This is a genomic window from Parahaliea mediterranea (genome assembly GCF_017255185.1).
Taxonomy (GTDB): Bacteria; Pseudomonadota; Gammaproteobacteria; order Pseudomonadales; family Halieaceae; genus JAFKCZ01.
On record NZ_JAFKCZ010000029.1, the window covers coordinates 1 to 4,353 of the forward strand.

Here is a 4,353-nt window from a genome sequence, read left to right on the forward strand (position 1 = left end):
TTTTGGTTAAGTAGGTTTTGACGGATCTTCAGTCTTTGATACCGCTTTTCCAGTGATTCCAGAACAGGACGTAGGGTGTGATGTTCCTGACCATGACCGAATGCCTGGGCGTCCACGATGATCTGATGCTTTTTGTCGACGGTTGCGACGCCGTTATACCCTTGAATCGTTCCCTTGGAGGTTGTCATCTTCGCCGATTCATTGTCGGTGATGTTGCTTTTCACTTCCTTTGGCCGCTTACCTTGCCCCATCCGTGGGGCTTGCGTCTTTAGGAACTGATCGATCCTGTCAAAGGCTTGCTCCAGCGTCTTGATCGTCTGCGCCTGTCGGGCGGCTTGCGGCGCATTGCTCGGACCATTCTTATCCAGTTTGCGGTGCTCTTGAACGCAATGGCGAATCCGGCTGCGTATCTTCTGTTTTTTCTCCTCCAACTCCTTGAAGGTACCCGACCATTCCTTTGCTGCATTGGACGACATTTTGCAGCCGTCAATGGCGAAAAGATCATTACCCAGCAGGCCTTGCTTGTGACAGACCAGGAGAATCTGTTCAAACAACTGTTCGATTTCCTCTGGATAACTGCTAACAAAGGCGGCAATGGTCGTAAAGTGAGGAACCGTGTCGCAGGACAGTGCCTTGAAGATGATGTTGGTTTCGCAGCACCATTGAATTTCTCGGCTCGATGTAATACCGCGGGAATAAGCAAATAGCACGATCTTCAATAAAATCGCCGGATCGTAAGCAGGCCGTCCACCATCGTCGTTTTTGTAGTGTTTATCGAAGAGAGAAAGGTCAAGCTTGTTATCGATCAAGAAGTGTATTGCGTGTTCAAAGGTGCCTGGCTGCAACTGTTCCTTGAAGTTGACCACCACCATGGTGTCTTGATTGTAGTTGTAGGCCTTGAACTTTGGCATTTCTGGAATCCTTTCACGCTACAATGCCATTTTACCGGGTTTTACTGATTTAAATGGGGTTTTTCTACAGCCTCAACGTCGCGTTAACCGGCGGCCAGCGGCGAAGCCGCATTTAGGCTGTCCGGCGCCGTCAGGCGCGTAGTTGAACGCCTGGTTAATGTTGCGCCGGGAAAGCCCTCCCGTATACCACGTTGCCGGAGCGAAAGCGGAGGCTTACCTGAAACGAAGCTGCCGGGAACGGAACTGCCGATAGCGTCGTGTCCCGTTAAATTGATGTAAGCACCACCAGGAACGAAGCCACGTTTCCGCGGAGACGTTTTTAGGTTATAGATGGCACCAGGAACGGACGCGCGGGGGTATAAGCCGCACGGGCTTCCTGAGACTGGGTACTTTGATCGTGGTGCTTGAATCGTTGTGAACTCCATTTCTCGATTCCTTGGCTAATGCGCACATTAACGCCTTGCGCAGCGGCACGAGAACCGCGTAGCGGTTTTCGTGTCCGGCGCCGACAGGCGCGAACTGCCGCTACTTGTTACGTGTCGTTTTAGCTGTGCTGGCATTTGCATTTTTAACTCGTTGCGCGGGGCTTATGTGATCTGGATTTTCAGATGGAGCACCGGTGTCTAAATTGCGCGGAGGACCACCACCTAGTAGCGAGATGGAGCCAAAGCCCAGTAAGAAGAGAATCAGCCATCCAAGACGTACAAAGTCTATTTCATCACGCTGACCCGATTGGACCTGCCAAAAAGTAAGTGCCACGAGCAAAGCCGAAATAGCGATCCCTACTAGGAAGCCTCGGACGACTCTCTGCTGCCAGGGCATAGACAGTTTGTGGCATTTCTGTCGAAGGTACGAGACAGTCATTACAAAGATGGCAATAAAGAGGTACTTGCTCATAAAGACTCGTAACGCTTAAAGCTGGGGCCGGCGTTAGCCGGTCCCGGCGCGCAGCGCCCTTGCAGCCTTGACTTGTTATGTGCCGGCACAGGGCTCATAGGAATAGTCATCAAGTTCATAAGTGAATCTGAGCATATGCCTCCGCTGTACCGGGGTTTCGCTTGATACGTCATTGGGGTCGAAATTTTGTCGCATTAGCTGCTTTATCGCAGCTTCTTCGAACACTCCTGTGGGTTCGGATTCTTCAACGTTTACAGATTCCGCCTTGCCTTCCGAATTTACGGAATAGCTTAGGACCACCCAGCCTTCGATGCAGTTAAGCGCTGCATGTTCTGGGTAAGCATCAGGCCTTGAAACCGTAGTGGCTATAGAGGTGGCACACCAGGCGCAAATGGCGAGAATCATCAAGCTAACTCTACGGAACATTCTAGAGCACATAACGCCCAGCACTGCGGCTGGCAAAGCTGGCACGTATTTGCGCAGCAAATGGAGTGACAGGTTTGACAGTCCGTTGCTGCTGCTTGTTAGAGCTACCTGAGTCCATTACATTCTATCTTCCCAAGGGATTTATCATGGTTTCTACCAGAAGGGAATGCAGTAAAACCAGGTCTTCTCAAATTTCGTCTTGTCTCATCATAAAAAACAGAAAGCACTCCTGTAAGGATAAATTGTAACCCTAGGTGTGACTCTCCGGTCTTGTGAATTAAGTTAACATATTCAGCTTTTGAGGGAGGCTTTCCTTCTGGTCTTCTCTTAAAAATACTCCATTCATTTAGCGAGCCAACGAAACCAACTAGGTCATCGAAAGTTGGCTTTTCTTGACCAGTATAAGCTTCATTAATTTTAGAAAAGATCCATTCAAGATTATCTTGTGTCTTCTTTTCAATTTTCGAGTTCATACTTACTAAGGCTAAATAAGGGCCACGTACTTTGTCTTCGCTTAAGTTTGAATGTTGGGTTCGGCATAGCTTTGACGCTACCCAAAGGGCTTCACATTCTTTCTTAATATCACCGTCATTCAGGTGCTTTTTAACTGAGATAATGGCTACAACGCCTTCAGGAGGAACTATTACACTATCCCCGAATCTTTGAAATACAGGATAGCGCTCCGAGTCGAATACTATGATATCTAGTTGTGATGAATGTTTATCGGAATCAGACTTTCTTTCGCGACCATTAGTCCCTGTTTTAACTGCTGGCCTTAAAATAAAGCCAGTAAGAACTTCTAATCCCTTTGGAAGGTATTTTGAGAAGTACTCTCGTATCAAATCTTCTACAAAGCGCCCATCCTCACCATGATGGGCAGAGCCATCATGCTTTTCTGATGGAATTAAAGTCTCGAATTGTTTATACGTCGAAATTAATGCATCGACTTCTTGAGACCAATAATCTTGTAATCTTTTTCCGTCCATATCTTCCTATCTAGGCTGCTCTAACGTCGCCATAATGGGCGCGCGCTGTATGCGCGTCCCAGGCCACGATTTTTTGTGGCCGAATTCATGGCCTTGTTAACTGGCGGGCCTGAAAGATACGGGAAATCCATTAAACTGCCTTCCATTTTGGTATAGGAACATTGTGCCATATATTGCACTGGCCCTTTTTCCACCTTCCTCCACATGCCAGCCGGAAAGCACAAGCTTGTACCTAATTCCGAAATCACCATCGTAGTACTCAATAAGAATGATGTCGTCGAGGATTGTGGTATCTGAGATTGATGCGCTTACGTGTATTTCGTCGCCATCGGGGAATATTCGAAGGAACTTAGAATCACCAGGCTCTTGAAAGGTCAGCGTCTGTTTTTCACCTGGCACGCTAGTCCAATTTGATTTCCAGACACCAGCTATACTCTCTAAGGAAAAGGAAGTGTTTGAATCACTATTGGCGAAAGCTGGTAGACAAACCAAGTAGAACCAAAGTAGTTTTTTCATACTAAAGAGCCTGTTAACGTCGCGTTAACCGGCGGCCTGCGGCGAAGCCGCGTTTAGGCTGTCCGGCGCCGTCAGGCGCGTAGTTGAACGCTTTGTTATAAGCCATTTGGATCACTTTGCTCTAAAACCAATCTGTAAAGTTTATCTATTGCCAACTGACCAGATTCAGCTTTGGGTTCAATTGAAACACCATTTGGAAAATCATCATAAACGAAATTTAGAATTTCACCCTCATATTCGATTTCCCAGATATGCATATCTGGGCCAGTAATCTTTCTCAGTACCTTTGCTCCAATTTGCTCCGCATATCTATGAGCGAAGGGCGGAAAAGACTCCCAAGTGCCAGCCTCGGTAAGCTCCAAGCTTTCCCAGCCTGCGGCCATCTTCTGCTTCTTTGGATTCGCGAAGACGATAGTTGTCATGGCTTATAACGTCGCGTTAACCGGCGGCCTGCGGCGAAGCCGCGTTTAGGCTGTCCGGCGCCGATAGGCGCGTAGTTCAACGCCTTGTTAACTGGCCTCATTTCCGCACTCCTTGAGCCAACGTTGCGAGCTTGGGGTAAATAATAAAGCGACAAGGGCAAGCTGTGCCCAAAATAACCAAGAGTAAAAATAGCT

General features: G+C 47.9%; 6 protein-coding genes. All 6 read right to left on the reverse strand.

Features of this window, described 5'->3' with window-relative positions:
* Positions 1-911, reverse strand: a 911-nt coding sequence (locus tag JYP50_RS21520; protein WP_241263415.1) for a transposase, incomplete at its 3' end; no start/stop codon positions are given.
* A gap of 525 nt (positions 912-1,436) precedes the next feature.
* Positions 1,437-1,808, reverse strand: a complete 372-nt coding sequence (locus JYP50_RS21525) for a hypothetical protein (protein WP_206562637.1) — start codon at positions 1,806-1,808, stop codon at positions 1,437-1,439.
* Between the two features lie 75 nt (positions 1,809-1,883).
* Positions 1,884-2,246 carry an energy transducer TonB gene (locus JYP50_RS22320; RefSeq protein WP_431311312.1) on the reverse strand — a complete coding sequence of 121 codons (363 nt, stop codon included), beginning with the start codon at positions 2,244-2,246 and terminating at the stop codon, positions 1,884-1,886.
* A gap of 92 nt (positions 2,247-2,338) precedes the next feature.
* Positions 2,339-3,220, reverse strand: a complete 882-nt coding sequence (locus JYP50_RS21535) for a DUF6602 domain-containing protein (protein WP_206562639.1) — start codon at positions 3,218-3,220, stop codon at positions 2,339-2,341.
* Between the two features lie 96 nt (positions 3,221-3,316).
* Positions 3,317-3,736 carry a hypothetical protein gene (locus tag JYP50_RS21540; protein ID WP_206562640.1) on the reverse strand — a complete coding sequence of 140 codons (420 nt, stop codon included), beginning with the start codon at positions 3,734-3,736 and terminating at the stop codon, positions 3,317-3,319.
* 95 nt (positions 3,737-3,831) lie between these two features.
* Positions 3,832-4,158 (reverse strand): DUF3630 family protein, encoded by a 327-nt coding sequence (locus JYP50_RS21545; RefSeq protein ID WP_206562641.1) that lies wholly within the window; start codon positions 4,156-4,158, stop codon positions 3,832-3,834.
* Positions 4,159-4,353: the final 195 nt, after the last annotated feature.

Coding starts and splice junctions, on each gene's coding strand:
- JYP50_RS21525 (WP_206562637.1), bottom strand. CDS start 1,808: ATGAGCAAGTACCTCTTTATTGCCATCTTTGTAATGACTGTCTCGTAC.
- JYP50_RS22320 (WP_431311312.1), bottom strand. CDS start 2,246: ATGTGCTCTAGAATGTTCCGTAGAGTTAGCTTGATGATTCTCGCCATT.
- JYP50_RS21535 (WP_206562639.1), bottom strand. CDS start 3,220: ATGGACGGAAAAAGATTACAAGATTATTGGTCTCAAGAAGTCGATGCA.
- JYP50_RS21540 (WP_206562640.1), bottom strand. CDS start 3,736: ATGAAAAAACTACTTTGGTTCTACTTGGTTTGTCTACCAGCTTTCGCC.
- JYP50_RS21545 (WP_206562641.1), bottom strand. CDS start 4,158: ATGACAACTATCGTCTTCGCGAATCCAAAGAAGCAGAAGATGGCCGCA.